Consider the following 19,107-nt stretch of genomic DNA (forward strand, 5'->3'; position numbering starts at 1 on the left):
CCATTCGTGACCTGTATCAAAATCACCAAATTATTTTCTTTACAATTTAAAATCAGACCTATTGCGGTCAACAGTTAATTAAAAGTGTTAATATAGTGTCAGGCCTACTTGTCATTTTATGTTAGCCTTTTTTGTTTTTTAAATAGTGTGTTTTTTATTGTAGATGTACATTCATGTACGTGTCTGAGTCTTAGTTTTAGATCTCTTAAGTGGTTGTACGCTGTCGCATTATAGTGTGAAAATTCAAGGTGTTTTATATCTTACCGGAAAGGTGAAATACCTAGAACTTTAAAGGGTGTAATAAGTTATTTTAGTGATATATGTCATTCTTTTTCAGTGGAGTTAATTGTAATTTTATAATGAATTCTAAAAACAACTACACATGAAAAAAAGAACACCAGTAGCGTCAATAATGACGACAGACATTATAACTTTAAACCTTACAGATAGTTTAGAGACCGCCGAGGAGTTATTTAAAAACCATACGATTAGACATATACCTGTTGTTAGTGGTGACTCCATTATTGGAATGTTAAGTTATACCGATTTATTAAGAATTAGCTTTGTCGATGCTGTAGATGAAGACGAGAAGGATGTAGAAGCTATCGTTTATAATATGTTTACCATAGAGCAGGTTATGGCTAAAAACATAATTAGTGTGTCCTCTACAACCTTAATTAAAGAAGTTGCTGAATTATTAGCTAAAAAAGAATTTCATGCGTTACCAGTGGTAGATGATAATAAACTAGTGGGTATTGTAACAACGACCGATTTAATTAATTATTTAATTCAGCAGTACTAATAAAAACTTGGTTTTTTAAGGTTCCCGTTTTTAAATAGTGCATTTTCAAAAAATGGGAACAGGCTAGGCTTTACAGTCTCCTTATTAAAAATGGTAGAGTGGTGTTACTTATCTATTCCTCCAAAAGAACGGAGTTAATAACACGAGTACTGTAAACAGTTCTAAACGTCCGATAAGCATTAAAAAGGAGGACCACCACTTGCCTATACTGGGAAGAGCCCCGTAGTTATTTACTGGTCCAAACTCTCCTAAAGCAGGTCCTACATTTCCTAAACTAGAGGCCGCTAAACCTACCGATTCGCTAAAGCCTAAATTCATCATCGAAAAGCCTAAAGCACCAACAATAAAAGATAGCATATATAAAATAAAGAAACCAAGGATGTTATATACAATATCGGCAGGCACAGAGCGCTTGTTGTAGCGAACGGGTAAAACAGCATTGGGGTGTAAGGCACGTTTAAATTCTAGAAAGCCGTTTTTAATGGTAATTAGGTGGCGCATCACTTTTATACCCCCAGAAGTACTTCCTGCCGATCCCCCTAAAAACATCAGTCCGAAAAATAGCAAGGTTAAAAATGGTGTCCAAAGCGTAAAGTCGGCAGTCACAAACCCGGTTGTGGTTATCACCGAAACCACTTGAAAAAGCGCGTGTCTAAAAGCACTTTCAGCAGGTCCTAACACCATAGGGTGGTCGATAGAGGACTGACTTAAATCGGCTTGAAAATAAATGATTAAAGCAGCAACGGCTGTAAATATAACAATAAACTTAAAGTATAATTTGAGCTCGTCATCCCCAAGAATCTTACTCACTTTTCCTTTTACAGCGTAATAACTTAGTACAAAGTTTGTACCGGCTAAAAACATGAAAAATATAATTATATATTGTATTAATGGCGTGTCATTCCAATACGCTACACTTGCATTTTTTGTTGAAAACCCACCTGTTGATAAGGTGCACATAGAATGGTTTATAGCATCAAAAAAAGACATTCCCGCTACTTGTAGTAAAATCGTTTCAGCAGCAGTATATCCGAAATAAATTAACCATAATCGCTTTGCTGTATCTGTAATTCTAGGGTGTAATTTATCGGCGCTAGGTCCTGGGGCTTCCGCAGCAAACAGTTGCATTCCTCCAATCCCTAGTAAGGGTAAGATGGCTACCGCTAAAACAATAATCCCCATACCTCCAATCCAATGGGTTAAACTTCTCCAAAATAAGACCCCTTTCGGGACCACTTCAATATCATTTAAAATCGTAGCTCCAGTGGTTGTAAAACCAGACATGGTTTCGAAAAAAGCGTTTGTAAAACTAGGGATTGTTCCGGTTAGCAAATAGGGTAGGGTGCCAAATAACGCCATTACCACCCAGCCAAAAGATACGACAATATAGCCTTCTCGTTTTTTAATTTCCTTTTTATGGTCTCTCGTTATAATCATAGCGATAGCACCAATAATTAATGTGATTATCCCCGAAAGGAACAATCTGAAAGTTACCCCATCATTATATAACCAACTCACTAAACTCGCCAATAAGACAAAACCTCCATTAAAAAGGACGAGTAGTCCAAAAAAATGAAGAATAATTTTAAAATTGAGTTTTAAATGCTTAGCCATGCTATTATAGGAAGAGTTTTTCAACTTGTTTTATCGAGCGTGGTAAACAACAAACAACCATATAGTCGTTAGCTTGAATTTTAAAATCACCTAAAGCAATGATTCCTTTACCATCCCTTATAACTCCGCCTATAATTGCCGATCTAGGGAACTCGACATCTTTAATCTGTTTATTGCAAATTTTAGACACCGGTTTTACTCTAAATTCTAACAGTTCCGCGTTCATATTATTCAGTTTGGTCATAGCAATAACCTCTCCTTTTCTTATGTATCTAAAAATATTATTGGCTGCTAAAAGCTTCTTGTTTATCAGGGTATCGATTCCTATAGACTGCGACAGTTCAAAATAATCCATGTTTTCGACAAGAGCTATTGTTTTAGGTACTCCTTTAGATTTTGCTACCAGACAAGACATGATATTGGTTTCAGAATTTCCTGTAACCGCAATAAACGCGTCCATATCCTCAATGTTTTCTTCCTCTAGTAATTCTACATTTCTTCCGTCGCCATTAATTACTAAAACATTGGGTAGCTGATCGGCTAAATCGAATGCCGCTTCCCGGTTCTTTTCGACTAGTTTTACATTAAAATTATGCTGACTTAAATCGCGAGAGGTTTTATATCCAATTTTACTTCCACCTAAAATCATTACATCTTTAATAGGTCGGTTGGTTTTTCCTGTCATGCGACACAATTCCTCACCGCCATCTCTAGACGTAATAAAAACAACGGTGTCTCCTTCTTTAAACTGAGTGTCACCCCGAGGAATAATAGTAAACTGTGTTCCAAAACGCTGGATGGCGATGGGAACAAAATGAATTTTAGAAAATAATTCGGCGGCCTCTTTTACAGATCGTCCAACAAAAAGGGCTGTTCTAGCCAGTTTTAAACTCACCATAGTTAAAGCGCCATCTTCAAACTGATAGGTTTCTTTAAATGCCGATTGCTTTAGGAGTAGCTCAATTTCCTTAGCCGCTAAGGCTTCAGGAGAAATTAACTCATCGATACCAAAGCCAGTGAAATCAACTTCGTCTTTATGGGTTATAAATTCAGTATTAGATATTCTGGCAATATTTTTTTTGCTTCCTAATTGTTTAGCTAATACACAAACTGTAATATTTGTAGTCTCTGAGGCGGTTACAGCAATGACTAAATCACTAGAATCTACCCGAGCTTCTTTTAAAATAGCTATTGAGGTGGCGTCACCTTTAATCACTTTGATATCTAAGTGATTATCGGCATATGAAAGACTTTCTCTATCGGTATCAATTAATGTTATTTCTTGAGATTCGTAGGATAAAAGCTTTGCCAAATGAAATCCTACTTCACCAGCACCAGCAATAATTATTTTCATGTATTATATAATATCTAAAAAAGAGAATACAAAGATAATTAAAATTAATAACTGCCTTTGCTATTAATTATTTGTTTTCAAGTTTATTAAAGACGCTAGATGTATTATCTTTGCTAAAAATTTGAAATTTTGGCAAAAGTAAACCCTTATAAAGACAGCGACCTTAGTAAAAAAGAGCAGGTTACAAAAATGTTCGATACCATTTCTGGTGACTACGATGGTTTAAACCGTGTAATTTCTTTCGGTATAGATATAAAATGGCGAAAAAAAGTAGTGCAAATTGTTAAAGATAGTAAGCCCAAAACTATTTTGGACATCGCTACTGGAACAGGAGATTTAGCAATAAACTTAGCGGAAACCGATGCCGAAAAAATTGTTGGGTTAGACATAAGCCGAGGGATGCTTGACGTAGGAGTTGAAAAAATTAAAAAGAAAAATTTAGATTCTAAAATTGAAATGGTACTTGGTGATTCTGAACATTTACCGTTTTCAGATAGTAGTTTTGATGCCATAACGGTTGCTTTTGGTGTTCGAAATTTTGAAAACTTAGAGACTGGTTTAAAAGAAATATTACGTGTTTTAAAACCGGGTGGAACTTTTGTTATTCTAGAAACATCGATGCCTACCAAAACGCCTTACAAACAAGGTTATAATTTTTATTCTAAAAATATTTTACCTTTTATTGGTAAGACGTTTTCTAAAGACAAAAGCGCTTATAAATACCTTAGTGATTCTGCATCTCAATTTCCTTTCGGAGAGGTGTTAAACAATATTTTAAGAAATATTGGGTTTATAAATGTTCAAGATCTGCCACAAACCTTTGGAGTAGCAACAATTTATAAAGCGTCAAAACAGTAATATGAAAAAAATAATTGCCCTAATCACCTTATTCTTTTTTTACCAAGCCAGTACTGCACAACTTTTCACTAAAGAACGTGTTCAGAACAATCAAAGTATGGATAAGCAAACGCTGAGTTGGGGGTATTATTTAGGAACCAATAGTTTGGATTATAATTTTGATTATAATTCTAATGTGGAACAAATTCAAACTGAAAAAACCTTTAGCTTTAATGTAGGACTAGTTGGCGATGTGCGTCTTAACGATTACATTAATGTGCGTCTAGAGCCAGGATTAGTAATAAGTGCAAGAAATTTAATCTACCCGGAGAGTTATTTTGATGGTATTATCGAGCCCGAAGAATTAAAGGATTCCGACTTACTGCGAGAAGTGAAATCTACTTACGTTTATATTCCGCTTTTATTACGTTTTTCAACCAAGCGAATCAACAACTTCAAGCCATTTGTAACTTTTGGTTTGGCGACTTCTTTGAATTTATCGAGTAACGAAAAAAATCCAGAGGATAATAGTGGTGGAGAGTTTAGAACCACTAAAAACACACTCTTCTACGATATAGGTTTCGGAATCGATTTTTACTTATATTGGTTTAAATTCACACCATCAATTCGTGGGGTGTTTGCTTTAAATGATGAGTTAATTAGAGATGTCGATCCTAATAGTCCGTGGACAGGAAACATCTCTTCTATGAAAACAAGAGGGATTTTTATAAATTTCACCTTTAGGTAAACCGGACTCTAAAAAGCGAGCTACTACTTCCCGCGCTTAAACTCACTGAGTAAAATAGCTGTTGCCGTTGCCACATTTAAACTTTCGGTGGCTTGTAAAGCTCCAAATCTCGGAATTGCAATACGATTGGTAACCAAAGCTTCTATTTCCGGAGAGATGCCATTGGCTTCGTTACCTAATACTAAAATACCTGTCTCTGGTAAGGTGGTTTTATAGACGTTATCGCCATCCATAAAGGCTCCGAATACGGGACTGTTAGACGCTTTAAGGTAGCTTTCTAAATCTATATAACTCACGTTTACACGGGTAATAGACCCCATTGTGGCTTGTATAACTTTTGGGTTATAGCAGTCTACCGTTTCTGTATTACAGACCAATTCTTCAACACCAAACCAATCACACAAGCGTATTATGGTTCCCAAATTACCGGGGTCGCGAACGTTATCTAAGGCCACAACAAATTGATTTGTTGGAATAGCCTGTTGTTGTGGGATTTTAAAAAGCGCTAAGGCCTTATTAGGGGTTTTTAAAAAACTTATTTTTTTTAATTCAGCTTCCGTTATCAACTGTTCTTTTTCTAAAGCAGTACCAAAACTGACTGTAGTAAATAATTGCTGCAATTCTAAATGAGATTCTAAAAGCTCGTTAATCACTTTTATCCCTTCAGCAACAAAAATTCCATCCTGTACTCTATATTTTTTTTGCTTTAAACGCGTTATAACTTTTATTTGGCTTTTTGATAGCATTTAAAAAATGTATTTTTGAATGTTTATAAATTGCAATGTAATTAAAGCTTACTAGTAACTATTAATAATTTTCTGTTTTTGAAAAATCAGCGATCAAAAGTACTACTTATAATTTTAACCTTAGGGTTGTTAACGGCATGTAATTCGGTTAAACGCGTTGCCGAAAACGAGCATTTGCTTACAGAGGCCAGTTTAATTGTTAACGATAAAAAGGAAAAAAAGGAGGCGATTACCAATTTAATTTATCAAAAACCGAATAGCAAGCTTCCGCTAATTAATGCGCCTCTTCGTTTACATATCTACAATTTTGCTAGACCAAATATAGATTCTATAATTGAAGCCAAGCAAAATAAGCAAATGCAAGGTAAACGACGCTGGGAACGCTTTTTGTCAAAAAAACAATTAAACCGCTACTACCAATCCCGAATTAATTTTAATAAGTGGATAAAAAGAACCGGTGAAGCGCCTGTTGTTATTAATGATACCTTAAACAAGAAATCTGTAAAACGATTAGAAAGTTATTATTGGAATAACGGTTGGTTTGATATAGAAGCCGACTATAACACCGAAAAATTAGAAAATAAACGCGGTAAGGTAACCTACACCATAAAAACAGGTAAACCATATCAAATAGATTCGCTAACAACAAAAATACAATCGCCAGTAGTCGACTCGCTTTATAACCTGACGAAAGACAAGTCGCTAATACAACCAAACACCCAATATAAAACGGAAACTGTTTTACAAGAAAAAGATCGACTTACAGAAGTGATGCGTAACAATGGTGTTTTTCACTTCTCTCAAGACTATTTTTATTTCGAAATGGATACCATTGGTAAGACAAAAAAAGTAAATGTCGACCTGCAAATTAGTAACCGCGAAACCATTCAAGGTGATTCGTCATCCTTTAGGCCATTTCAAGTTTATAAAGTAAAAGACGTTAATATCTATACAAATAGTGCCTTCGAGAATAAGAACAAGGTTATAACAGATACAACGACGTATAATGGTTTTAATATTTATAGCATTGATAAATTACGCTATAACCCAAAAACATTAACGGATGCGGTGTTTATTACACCCAATTCAGTATTTAAAGATAAAAACAGGCCTTATACGTCGCGAATCATATCAAATCTTAACACGTTTAAGTACCCGAGAATTGATTATATAGAAAACCAAGACACGACGTTAACGGCAAATATTTATTTAACACCAATAAAAAAATTCGGTTTAGATTTGAGTGCTGAGGTATCTCAAAGTAATATTCAAAGTGTCGGATTTTCATTAAGTCCGAGTTTGTTGTTTAGAAATGTTTTCAGAGGCGCCGAAACATTAGAAATTGGGGCAATAGCTTCTATTGGAGCGTCAAAGGATGGTGCTAATGATCGCGATAAATTTTTCGATATTAATGAAATTGGTGCCGACTTACGCCTGAGAATTCCGAGGTTGTTTTCACCGTTTAATACGTCTAAGATTATTCCGAAATCCATGTTCCCCTCTACGCTAATCAGTCTGGCGACAACGAGTCAGACCAACGTAGGATTAGATAAAAACACGTTTACAGGGCGTATTAATTATAAGTGGTTCCCTAACGAAACCGTAACCAATAGGTTAGATATATTTAATATTCAGTTTGTAAAAAATCAAAATGTAGGTAATTATTTCGGAGTGTATAGAAACACCTACAATACGCTAAATGATATCGCAATAAATACTGGCTATATTTCGGGTGCAGATAATTTAGAATACCCTAATCAAACCAACGATTTTATAAACGCTGTAGTGACTGGTAATTTGGCAAATTCCATCTCAAACAATGATGTTCTAACGGTTAAGGCAATTAATGAACGTAAAAACAGACTCACCGAAGACAACCTTATCCTAGCTTCAAATTTTAGCTACGTAAAAGATAAACGCGATAATTTGTTCGATAACGACTTTTCTATTTTACGTTTGCGTTTTGAGTTAGCAGGGAATGTTTTAGCTACGGCTTCTAAGGTTTTAGGACTTCAAAAAAATAATAATGACCGCTACGAATTGTTTAATGTTGCTTTTTCTCAGTATGTGAAATCGGAAATCGATTATGTGAAGTATTGGGATTTGGGTAATAAAAACGTTCTAGCTATGCGTTCTTTTTTAGGGATTGCTATTCCTTATGGCAATTCTAATAATATTCCATTTTCAAAAAGTTTCTTTGCCGGTGGTGCTAACGATAACCGTGCATGGTCGCCTTACGACCTGGGGCCTGGTAGTTTGCAAAGTACAAACGAATTCAACGAAGCCAACCTAAAAATAGCGTTTAGTGTAGAGCAGCGTTTTAATATCTCTGGACCAGTAAACGGTGCTTTGTTTATAGACGCAGGAAATATATGGAATGTATTGGATGATGTTGAAGATGAGCAAGCCACATTTAATTCCTTCTCATCACTTAAAAATATCGCGGTAGGGTCTGGTTTTGGTTTGCGTTATGATTTTAACTTCTTTGTGTTAAGAGGGGATATCGGTTTTAAAACTTACGACCCTTCTTACCCTGAAAATAACCGTTGGTTTACCAATTATAATTTTGCCAATGCGGTTTATAATATAGGTATCAACTACCCGTTTTAATCTGTCGTCTTCATTTGTCGTTTCTCGGTGTAAACCAACCGTCCACCCAATTGTCAAGCAACACTTAGAGAATTAATCAAAATTCATTACTTTTGACGTTCAATTTTACAATAAAAAAACCATAACACATGGCACACCAAATAAAACCAGGAGTTGCAACTGGAAAAGAAGTTCAAGCAATTTTTAAACTAGCAAAAGAAAAAGGCTTTGCGCTACCAGCAGTAAACGTTGTCGGATCAAGCAGTATTAATGGCGTTTTAGAAACAGCAGCGGCTTTAAATGCCCCTGTAATTATTCAATTTTCTAATGGTGGAGGTGTTTTTAACGCCGGTAAAGGTTTAAGTAACGATAACCACCAAGCAGCAATTTTAGGAAGTATTGCCGGAGCAAAACACGTGCATTTATTAGCTGAAGCTTATGGCGTACCTGTTATTTTACACACAGACCACTGTGCTAAAAAATTACTACCTTGGATAGACGGTTTATTGGATGCCAGCGAACAGCACTTTAAAGAAACAGGAAAACCATTATACAGCTCGCATATGATTGATTTAAGTGAAGAACCACTTGAAGAAAATATCGCTATCTGTAAAGAGTACTTGGCGAGAATGAGTAAAATGGGGATGACTTTAGAAATCGAATTAGGAATCACCGGTGGAGAAGAAGATGGTGTCGATAATAGCGATGTGGATGAGTCAAAATTATACACGCAACCAGAAGAAGTAGCTTATGCTTACGAAGAGTTAAGTAAAGTGAGCGATCAGTTTACAATTGCGGCAGCTTTCGGGAATGTTCACGGGGTTTACAAACCGGGGAATGTAAAGCTTACACCAAAAATTCTTAAAAACTCTCAAGAGTATGTGTCTAAAAAATACAATGTGGGACCTAATCATATCGATTTCGTATTCCACGGCGGTTCGGGGTCTACTTTAGAAGAAATTAGAGAAGCTATTGGTTATGGTGTTATAAAAATGAACATCGATACCGATATGCAATACGCGTTTACTACAGGAGTACGCGATTATATGGCAGAAAAAACAGACTATTTACAGTCGCAAATTGGTAATCCAGAAGGAGCGGAGTTGCCAAATAAGAAATATTACGATCCAAGAGTATGGCTTAGACAAGGTGAATTGGCTTTTGTAGAGCGTCTTAAAAAGGCATTCGAAGACCTTAATAACGTAAATACTTTATAAAATTTTAATGGCGTTACCACAAAATTAAAAACAAAACTTTAATTTTGTGGTCAGGCTTTCGCAACTCGCTTTTATTTTTTTTAAGTAAAAAATAAAGAGCTCAAACAAATTGCTTAATCCTTAACGCAGCGATTTTAGCACATAAGCAACAATCGTAATAAACTAAAAATGGCAGATACAATGGCTTGGTTTAAAAGAAAAGAAAAAGGAATACATACTACCACCGAAGAGAAAAAAGACATTCCTAAAGGATTGTGGTACAAATCTCCAACGGGTAAGATCGTTGACTCTAAAGAATTAGAGAAAAACTTTTATGTAAGTCCAGAAGACGGATACCATGTTAGAATAGGAAGTAAAGAATATTTCGAAATATTATTTGACGATAATAAATTTAAAGAATTCGATAAAGACCTGACTTCTAAAGATCCTTTAAAATTCGAAGACACAAAAAAATACCCGGAACGCTTAAAAGCAGCGCAAGCAAAAACGAACCTTACCGATGCCGTACGTACAGCTGTAGGGAAATCTAAAGGAAAAGATTTAGTTATCGCTTGTATGGATTTCGCTTTTATTGGTGGATCTATGGGAAGTGTTGTAGGAGAAAAAATTGCACGAGCTGCAGACTACGCGCTTAAAAACAAACTTCCGTTTATGATTATTTCAAAATCGGGAGGTGCAAGAATGATGGAGGCTGCATTATCATTAATGCAATTGGCTAAAACGTCTGTAAAATTAGCTCAACTTGCCGATGCTGGGATTCCTTACATTTCATTATGTACAGACCCCACTACAGGAGGAACTACAGCGTCTTTCGCTATGTTAGGAGATATTAATATAAGTGAACCTGGTGCCTTAATCGGATTCGCAGGACCGCGAATTGTAAGAGATACTACAGGGAAAGACTTGCCTGAAGATTTTCAAACCGCTGAGTTTTTATTAGAACACGGGTTCTTGGATTTTATCACACATAGAAAATCATTAAAAGATAAAGTAAATCAATATATCGATTTAATTACTAATCAGCCAATGCGCGCTTAGTGTATTAGATTGTAAATTTTTAAATGGCATACGTTATATTAAACGTATGCCATTTTTTTTGCTTAATATAAGAGGTAGTTATAGCAAAATACATTTCACACTACTACCACATGACGCTGTTTGTTCTTTTATAAGGACTACAAATAAACGCTTACTAATTAATAATGTAAGCGTGTTTATAACTTGTAAATCGTCAACACCAAGGTTGCCAAGACCTGTTTTTGATTGCGTTGAGTATCGCTTTTAAAAAACCTTCACATTTTTTTTATTTGTATATAATTACAAATCAATAAAAATAAGTATATTTGCAAATCGAAAGATATACTTTCGTTTACATAACAATCATTTACAACAATATTAGCATGTATTTAGATCAAAAAGAAAAAGAAGCAATCTTCAAAAAACACGGAAAAGGACCAAAAGATACCGGTTCAGCTGAAGGGCAAATTGCTTTATTCACGTACAGAATTAGCCATTTAACAGAGCACTTAAAAAACAATCGTAAAGATTATAATACAGAGCGTTCATTAGTAAAACTAGTAGGTAAAAGAAGAGCTTTACTTGACTATTTAACTAAGAAAGATGTCTTAAGATATCGTGCAATTATTAAAGAACTAGGATTAAGAAAATAATCTAACTCTTAAACCACGCCTACAAGCGTGGTTTTTTATTACCTAAACATCCTCAAATGCAAGAGGGTAAAATGCATAGAGAAGAAGCTAGTTACAGTTTTTCATTGGTCATACAACAACTACTACTACAACAACAACACAACGACCATTGTTTAACATCGTTCTAGTCAGCAATAATGGGCTAGAACTTAGAATTAAAATTATGATTCCAAAAGTATTTAAAGAGGTCATAGACCTTGGTGACGGGAGAGAGATTTCTATCGAAACCGGAAAATTAGCAAAACAAGCGCATGGTAGCGTTGTGGTGCAGTCAGGGAAATGTATGCTGTTATGTACAGTTGTTTCCAATTACGAACAAAAAGACGTAGATTTTTTACCCTTAACGGTAGACTACAGAGAAAAATTTGCTGCGGCAGGTCGTTACCCAGGAGGGTTCTTTAAAAGAGAAGCAAGACCTAGTGACGGTGAAGTATTAACGATGCGTTTAGTGGACCGTGTTTTACGTCCGTTATTCCCTAAAGATTATCACTCTGAAACTCAGGTGATGATACAGTTAATGTCTCATGATGATGATGTTATGCCAGATGCTATGGCAGGATTAGCCGCTTCTGCTGCTATTCAATTATCAGATTTACCTTTCGAATGCCCTATCTCTGAAGTTAGAGTTGGACGTGTTAATGGTGAATTTGTTATCAACCCAACACGTGCTCAATTAGAGGAATCTGATTTAGAGATGATGATTGGTGCTTCTGCAGACTCAGTAATGATGGTAGAAGGTGAAATGGATGAGGTTTCTGAAGAGGAAATGGCAGACGCTATTAAGTTTGCTCACGAAGCGATTAAAGTACAATGTGCTGCTCAAGTAAAATTAGCTGAAGCCTTTGGAAAGAAAGCCGTTCGTGAATACGAACCAGAAAGAGAAGATAAAGATTTAGAGAAAAAAGTGTATGATATGGCCTACGATAAAGTGTATGCTATAGCAAAAGCTGGATCTGCTAAACATGAAAGAAGTGCTGCTTTTCAACAGATTAAAGAAGATATAAAAGCGACTTTTTCTGAAGAAGAATTGGCTGATTTTGGAGGATTAGTATCTGATTATTATAGAAAAGCTGAAAAAGCAGCTATTCGCGATCTAACCTTAAATGAAGGCTTGCGTTTAGATGGAAGAAAAACAGACCAAATTAGACCAATCTGGTGTGAAGTAGATTACTTACCATCTACTCACGGTTCTGCAGTTTTTACTCGTGGTGAAACACAAGCATTAGCAACAGTAACTTTAGGTACGTCTAGAGACGCTAACCAATTAGATATGCCGTCTTACGAAGGTGAAGAGCGTTTCTATTTACATTATAACTTCCCTCCATTTTGTACAGGAGAAGCAAGACCAATCCGTGGGACATCACGTCGTGAAATCGGACATGGTAACTTAGCACAACGTGCTTTAAAAGGTATGGTGCCAGACGATAGTCCGTACACAATCCGTGTTGTATCTGAAGTTTTAGAATCTAACGGTTCGTCTTCTATGGCAACAGTTTGTGCTGGAACTATGGCTTTAATGGATGCCGGTGTTCAAATGACAAAACCAGTTTCTGGTATTGCTATGGGATTAATCTCTGATGCTGAATCTGGAAAATATGCTGTATTATCTGATATTTTAGGTGATGAAGATCACTTAGGAGATATGGATTTTAAAGTAACAGGTACTGCCGATGGTATTACCGCTTGTCAAATGGATATTAAAGTAAAAGGTTTATCATACGAGATTTTAGTGAATGCACTAAAACAAGCGCGTGAAGGTCGTTTACATATCTTAGAGAAGTTAACAGATACTATTGCTAAACCAAATGCTGAAGTTAAAGAGCATGCGCCTACAATGGTAACAAGACGTGTTCCTAATGAATTTATCGGTGCCTTAATTGGTCCTGGTGGAAAAGTAATTCAGGAAATGCAAAAAGAAACTGAGACGACTATCGTTATTAACGAAGATCCAGTTACTGAAGAAGGTATTGTAGAAATATTAGGTGTTGGTAAGAAAGGTATTGATGCTGTTATGGCAAAAATTGATGCGATCTTATTTAAGCCTACAGTGGGTAACGTATACAAAGTGAAAGTCATTAAAATGTTAGATTTTGGTGCTGTTGTTGAGTATCTAGATGCTCCAGGTAACGAAGTCTTATTACACGTTAGTGAATTGGCTTGGGAACGTACAGAAAATGTTAGCGATGTGGTTAATATGGGTGACGAATTTGAAGTTAAATACTTCGGTTTAGACCCTAGAACACGTAAAGAAAAAGTATCTCGTAAAGCGATTTTACCAAAACCAGAAGGTTTTAAAGAAAGACCGCCAAGAGATAACGATCGTAACAACGACCGTAATAAAGGTAGAGACAACCGTGGACGCGATAACCGTAGAGACGACAGAAAACCTAGAGAAGATAAAAAAGACTAAACACTTTTTTAAAATAACTAAAAGCCCTTCAATTTATTTTGAAGGGCTTTTTTTTGTGCCTCTGTTAGTCGTAAACTGTTATTTTAGTGAGATCCAATACGTCGAAATAACCTACTAATCATTCTAAACTCTACCCTAACCTAACCTAACCCTATGTATTACATGTCTTCATAATTAATTATTTAATTTATTAAAAATCAGTACATTTATAGTATCCAAAACTATATCTGTCCAAACAATAGTAGGGCACACCAAGTAATTGCGAAAAGAAAGAGGATTTAACTTGGTGAAAAACGAAACCAACAGCGCGTAAACATGGTATCTAATTCTTTATTTAATATACAGTCGTTCGATGGCGAATTAACCAACGCTATTCATTCTAGTATTCGAGATTTCGGACAAGAACAGCGTAGTGCAAATTTTTGGGCGATGACTAGCTTGCAAAGACATATTGAAGAAGCGGTAAAAAACATAACTCAAAAAAACAATCTTGCCCAGGGGGCTTCAGGAGTCAACCCTCCAGGTGGAGGGTTTCGTGTTACTTTCGGATTGCAAATACAAGTGGGGTATACCATTAGACTTCGCGGTTCGGCGAATGTAGGTTATGGGAACCGATGGGGTAATTTTGGAGGGACATCCTCGCTTCATTTCTCAGCTTATAATGGTGGTTTAGGCACCGGTGTAAATAAAAATAACCTTGTTGTAGATGTTACAGCTGCGGTTAATCTTACTGTAGGAAGAGGAACAGGAACACCACTACAATCTTATGCATTAAATTACAACGCTCCAATACCTTCACTTAATACCTTTAAAAATTCCTTTAGCTACGGTCAGCTTTTAACATGGAATTCGGCAATTAATAATAATCAGTTTTCTTTAGATAACATTCAGCGTGAAGGGATGATTGGGTTTAGGCTTGGTGATGTAAATGTGAGCTCCAATAACGATACGCGTATAGGTTATTTTGGTGCGGGGACAGATATGGGGTGGACAGGAGGTTTAGTAGTAACAACCCCATTTTTTGAAGTCGGATTTCAAGATTTTTCTGGGGATTATTTTAAAGGTCCTCGAGACGGAAAAGGTAGCTTTAACGACGATGAACGGCGAGAGCTATTACGTCGGAATAATGAGAACGCTTTCGAATCGGGATTTCACCGTCAATCCCCTTATCAGAAAAGGTTAAATAAAGCCTCAACTTATGTTCGCATTAATAGCAGTGATGGCTATACTATTTCGGTGGATTTAATTGGAGATGCTTGGCTCCAAAATGCCATTCATAAAGCGATAAAAGATTTTAAATTTGAATATAATTATAAAACTATAGAAGCATGGGGTGGCAAAAATTGGTAATACTATCATTACTAGGGGTTTTGATTCAAAGTTGCTGTACGCCCTTACTTCAAAAAAAATTCTACACTACAGAATTTGGAGGCGAGCGACCTCTTAAAAGTAAGTTTAAATTGGCGAAAACGCCCTATATTCTGAAAAAAGAAGACGTTATAAAAACGAATCATATCTACTCAACGTCGTTTAAAATGGATGGAGGTAAGAAAAGTGAATACACTAGTTTTTTGCGTTTTTTTAGTGATGGTAGGTTTATTTCAAACGCTTTAGACACGAGTGGTCCTTTATTAGATCAGTATAATAATTTAAAAAAGGGCAATGTAGGCTACTACAAAATTGAAGGTAATACCATTCGTTTAGAGGAGTTTATTGTTGGAGCTCAAGATTGTGGTAAATACCATGAGTACACCTTGCCCCTTTCACAAGATGGTATTAAAGGATATATCCATACCCTAGTAAGTGCTTTGTCAGGAACACCCGATTGGTAGCTATGACCAATATTTAAAACGTAGTAAAACATGGTTATTCTTAAAAAAACAATCTAAAATCGGGGTTATATTTAAAAATCGGACTGTTTTTCCGACAATATGTCAGCTTTTTAACGTGGTGTCAAGGTCTTGCTATTTCCAAAGTCGTAAGTAAATCCTCAAATTGTTAACAACATCTCAATTTTACGGTAATTTGTTACCAAATTGATGATTCTTGAAATTAAATCAAATAACTGGCACTTTCGCATAGTACTTGCACATTTTACAGTAGAATTAATAATTAGAATTAATAATAAACAAAATGAAAGTATTAGTAATTGGAGCAGGAAACATGGGATTAACTTATTCGGAAGGGATGGCGACATCGCCTTTATTGAGTAAGCACAAATTAAGAATATACGATACTGATCCAAAAAAAATTAAACTATTAGTTCAGCAACCTCTTTTTAATGTTTACGACGATCTTGAAGATTGTCTTCCAAAAGCCGATGTAGTATTTATAGCGGTAAAGCCATACCACTGTGAGGATTTATTTAAAAAAATGAAACCTTTAATTAATAATGATCAATTGTTTGTATCGTTAATGGCAGGAGTAACTATAGAATTAATACAAGATCAATTAGGTATAGAAAAAGTTATTAGAACTATGCCCAATTTACCCGCTCAAGTGGGCAAAGGTGTTACTTCTTATACTGAATCTGAAGCTGTTTCTAAACTAGAACTTATCATGGTTCGTAATTTATTAGATACTACAGGGACCTCAATTCACGTGGAAACAGAAAAATTTATCGATGCGTCTACGGGTATTTCTGGTAGTGGTCCAGCTTATGTCTTTTACTTTATGCAATCAATGTTAGAAGCTGCTCTAAAAATGGGCTTTTCGCAGTTCGACTCTAAAATATTGGTAAGAAGCACATTTGAAGGTGCAATTGAGTTATTTAACCAAAATGACATATCACCAGAAAACTGGATTACTCGTGTGGCTTCTAAAGGAGGCACCACCCAAGCAGCTATAGATTCCTTAGATGCTAATAATGTAAATCAGCTTATTCAAGATGCCGCGTATGCTGCTTTTAACAGAGCTGTCGAATTAGGGAAAGAGTATTAATAGAAAACACATTTATGAGTTTAAAAAGAGTAGTAGTAAAAGTAGGTACCAATGTACTTACAAATAAAGATAATAGAATATTAGGCCCAGTACTAAAAGAACTAGTTCGTCAAATTTCAGTGCTTTACGAACGCGATATCATGGTGGTTTTAGTGTCTTCAGGTTCGGCAATAGCCGGAAAAGAAGTTATTGGAGAAACAAATATACAAGATGCATCGGTGCGTAGACAAGTTTACTCTGCGGTAGGTCAACCTCGAATGATGCGTCATTACTATAGTTTGTTTCATGATTACGGAATGCGATGTGCACAGGTTTTGGCTACAAAGCGTGATTTTGATATGGGCGTGCATAGAGATAATATGATTAATTGTTATGAAGGGCTTCTATCGGAAGGCATTATTCCTATTGCCAATGAAGATGATGCAGTATCAATTACTATGTCTATGTTTACAGACAACGACGAACTTGCAAGCTTAATCGCCGAGCTTATAGATGCCGATCGCTTAATTATCCTATCGGATACCGACGGACTATATACCGGGCATCCTGATGACGAAGACTCTGAACAGATAAGTGAGGTGAAAGGGAATGAAAACGTCGAACAGTATGTTCAGGCTTCTAACAAAAAAGAAGGCGAAGGCCGTGGCGGTATGGCTTCGAAATTAAGAATTGCAAAAAAAACCGCGAAAAAACAGATTCCTACCTATATCGCCAATGGTAAACGACAAAATGTAATAGTCGATATTATTGATGATAAGGAGATCGGAACAAAATTTATTCACTAAAAACAAGCAAATGAAATTATTACCAATAGATATAAAAAATAAGGTTCTTGATGCCATGATGCGCATTATAGACAGAGATAGAACCAAAATATTAGAAGAAAATAAAAAAGATTTAGAAGCGTTTAATAAAGAAGATCGCGCATTGTATGACCGATTAGTTGTTGATGATAATAAAATCGATGACATGATAAACGCTATTAAAAAAGTAAGACATCAAGAGGATCCTGTAAATCAAGAGATCTCGAGTATTACCTTAGATAGCGGTTTAGAGATTACGAATAAAACAGCGCCTTTTGGAACTATTTTAATCATTTACGAGTCGCGACCGGATGTCACTATTGAAGCCGCAGTACTTGCGTTTAAAGCCAATAATAAGATATTATTAAAAGGTGGTAAAGAAGCGATTCACAGTAATCTCATTCTTGAAAAATGCTGGCATGAGGCTTTAGAAGAAAATAATTTATCTAGAGATTGGATTAAATTATTGCATCTTAAGCGTGAAGAAACACAAGAATTTTTACGTAATCCAACCGAGAAATTAGACCTTATAGTGCCAAGAGGAGGTGAGCGATTAATTAAGTTTGTTAAAGACAATGCTACCTGTGCTGTGCTTATTAGTGGTCGAGGTAATAACTTTTTGTATGTTGCCGAAGATGCCGATTGGGATAAAGCAGTTAAAGTGATTGTGAACGCTAAAACAGATAAGATTTCGGGGTGTAATGCCTTGGATAAAGTTTTAATTAATAAAAGCATTCCTAATTATGAAGCGAAAGTAAAGGAGCTTCAGCAGGTTTTAAAACAACTAGATGTCGCTTTGGTTGTCGATCAAGCGATTGGGAATATATTGCCTAATGAAGAAGTAATTCAAGAGGAATCCATCTGGTATGAAGAGTTTTTGGCGATGAAATTATTAATTGCTGAATCATCAGATTTAGATCAAGCAATTTCTGTAATTAATACGTTTTCTGGCGGACACTCCGCAGCGATATTAACCGAAAGTCAGCAACAAGCAGCAACCTTTATGGAGCAAGTGGATAGCGCCGCAGTTTATCATAACGCTTCCACTAGGTTTACCGATGGTGGCCAAATGGGCGTTGGTGCAGAATTGGCTATTAGTACCGATAAATTACACCACCGTGGTCCGTTAGGATTAAAACAATTAGTAACTAATAAATACTATGTTTTTGGTGATGGACATATCCGTGTGTAGTTTTTTTAGATTAATTACGAATTAATACGTTAGTTATTAAGGGGTTAGGTGATTTAATTATTTAATCCCTTTTTTTTGTAACAAAAAGAAGTCTTTCTACGTATAACTATCGATAGCAAATTATTCACGCAGTAAAATCACTTTAT

At 35.7% G+C, this 19,107-nt stretch carries 16 protein-coding genes; 13 read left to right on the forward strand and 3 right to left on the reverse strand.

Annotation, left to right across the window (positions count from 1 at the left end; genetic code table 11):
• Positions 1 to 382: 382 nt before the first annotated feature.
• Positions 383 to 802 (forward strand): CBS domain-containing protein, encoded by a 420-nt coding sequence (locus tag BLV64_RS10910; RefSeq protein WP_092135259.1) that lies wholly within the window; start codon positions 383 to 385, stop codon positions 800 to 802.
• Positions 803 to 910: 108 nt separating this feature from the next.
• Here BLV64_RS10910 and BLV64_RS10915 read toward each other — a convergent pair whose 3' ends face one another.
• Positions 911 to 2,416 carry a TrkH family potassium uptake protein gene (locus tag BLV64_RS10915; RefSeq protein WP_092135262.1) on the reverse strand — a complete coding sequence of 502 codons (1,506 nt, stop codon included), beginning with the start codon at positions 2,414 to 2,416 and terminating at the stop codon, positions 911 to 913.
• Positions 2,417 to 2,420: 4 nt separating this feature from the next.
• Complete coding sequence (gene trkA / locus BLV64_RS10920) at positions 2,421 to 3,770, reverse strand: Trk system potassium transporter TrkA (protein WP_092135265.1); 1,350 nt, start codon at positions 3,768 to 3,770, stop codon at positions 2,421 to 2,423.
• A 129-nt stretch (positions 3,771 to 3,899) separates the two neighbouring features.
• Here trkA and ubiE point away from each other — a divergent pair, with 129 nt between their 5' ends.
• Positions 3,900 to 4,628 (forward strand): bifunctional demethylmenaquinone methyltransferase/2-methoxy-6-polyprenyl-1,4-benzoquinol methylase UbiE, encoded by a 729-nt coding sequence (gene ubiE, locus BLV64_RS10925; RefSeq protein WP_177165326.1) that lies wholly within the window; start codon positions 3,900 to 3,902, stop codon positions 4,626 to 4,628.
• Position 4,629: 1 nt separating this feature from the next.
• The gene (porT, locus tag BLV64_RS10930; RefSeq protein WP_092135271.1) at positions 4,630 to 5,355 is read left to right on the forward strand and encodes a type IX secretion/gliding motility protein PorT/SprT; all 726 of its coding nucleotides are present in this window, start codon (positions 4,630 to 4,632) and stop codon (positions 5,353 to 5,355) included.
• A gap of 23 nt (positions 5,356 to 5,378) precedes the next feature.
• Here porT and BLV64_RS10935 read toward each other — a convergent pair whose 3' ends face one another.
• A complete protein-coding gene (locus BLV64_RS10935) occupies positions 5,379 to 6,101 on the reverse strand; it encodes an RNA methyltransferase (protein ID WP_092135274.1) in 723 nt (240 codons plus the stop codon).
• 78 nt (positions 6,102 to 6,179) lie between these two features.
• Between BLV64_RS10935 and tamL the strand changes: the two genes are divergently transcribed.
• From tamL to BLV64_RS10985, 10 genes are all read left to right on the forward strand, one after another.
• Positions 6,180 to 8,711 (forward strand): translocation and assembly module lipoprotein TamL, encoded by a 2,532-nt coding sequence (gene tamL / locus BLV64_RS10940; protein WP_092135277.1) that lies wholly within the window; start codon positions 6,180 to 6,182, stop codon positions 8,709 to 8,711.
• Between the two features lie 128 nt (positions 8,712 to 8,839).
• Positions 8,840 to 9,907 carry a class II fructose-bisphosphate aldolase gene (gene fbaA, locus BLV64_RS10945; RefSeq protein ID WP_092135280.1) on the forward strand — a complete coding sequence of 356 codons (1,068 nt, stop codon included), beginning with the start codon at positions 8,840 to 8,842 and terminating at the stop codon, positions 9,905 to 9,907.
• Positions 9,908 to 10,087: 180 nt separating this feature from the next.
• Positions 10,088 to 10,945, forward strand: coding sequence for an acetyl-CoA carboxylase, carboxyltransferase subunit beta (gene accD, locus BLV64_RS10950; RefSeq protein WP_092135442.1), 858 nt, complete (start codon positions 10,088 to 10,090; stop codon positions 10,943 to 10,945).
• Positions 10,946 to 11,307: 362 nt separating this feature from the next.
• Positions 11,308 to 11,577 carry a 30S ribosomal protein S15 gene (gene rpsO, locus BLV64_RS10955; RefSeq protein WP_092135283.1) on the forward strand — a complete coding sequence of 90 codons (270 nt, stop codon included), beginning with the start codon at positions 11,308 to 11,310 and terminating at the stop codon, positions 11,575 to 11,577.
• Positions 11,578 to 11,779: 202 nt separating this feature from the next.
• A complete protein-coding gene (locus BLV64_RS10960; protein WP_092135286.1) occupies positions 11,780 to 14,026 on the forward strand; it encodes a polyribonucleotide nucleotidyltransferase in 2,247 nt (748 codons plus the stop codon).
• 315 nt (positions 14,027 to 14,341) lie between these two features.
• Positions 14,342 to 15,376 carry a hypothetical protein gene (locus BLV64_RS10965; protein ID WP_092135288.1) on the forward strand — a complete coding sequence of 345 codons (1,035 nt, stop codon included), beginning with the start codon at positions 14,342 to 14,344 and terminating at the stop codon, positions 15,374 to 15,376.
• Entirely contained in the window at positions 15,355 to 15,858 is a 504-nt protein-coding gene (locus tag BLV64_RS10970) for a hypothetical protein (RefSeq protein ID WP_092135291.1), read from the forward strand. Before BLV64_RS10965 ends, BLV64_RS10970 begins: the two co-directional genes overlap by 22 nt.
• A gap of 301 nt (positions 15,859 to 16,159) precedes the next feature.
• Positions 16,160 to 16,966 (forward strand): pyrroline-5-carboxylate reductase, encoded by an 807-nt coding sequence (gene proC / locus BLV64_RS10975; protein ID WP_092135294.1) that lies wholly within the window; start codon positions 16,160 to 16,162, stop codon positions 16,964 to 16,966.
• 14 nt (positions 16,967 to 16,980) lie between these two features.
• Positions 16,981 to 17,751 (forward strand): glutamate 5-kinase, encoded by a 771-nt coding sequence (gene proB, locus BLV64_RS10980; RefSeq protein WP_092135297.1) that lies wholly within the window; start codon positions 16,981 to 16,983, stop codon positions 17,749 to 17,751.
• Between the two features lie 10 nt (positions 17,752 to 17,761).
• A complete protein-coding gene (locus tag BLV64_RS10985; RefSeq protein ID WP_092135300.1) occupies positions 17,762 to 18,961 on the forward strand; it encodes a glutamate-5-semialdehyde dehydrogenase in 1,200 nt (399 codons plus the stop codon).
• Positions 18,962 to 19,107: the final 146 nt, after the last annotated feature.

The organism is Bizionia paragorgiae (genome assembly GCF_900107625.1).
Lineage (GTDB): Bacteria > Bacteroidota > Bacteroidia > Flavobacteriales > Flavobacteriaceae > Bizionia > Bizionia paragorgiae.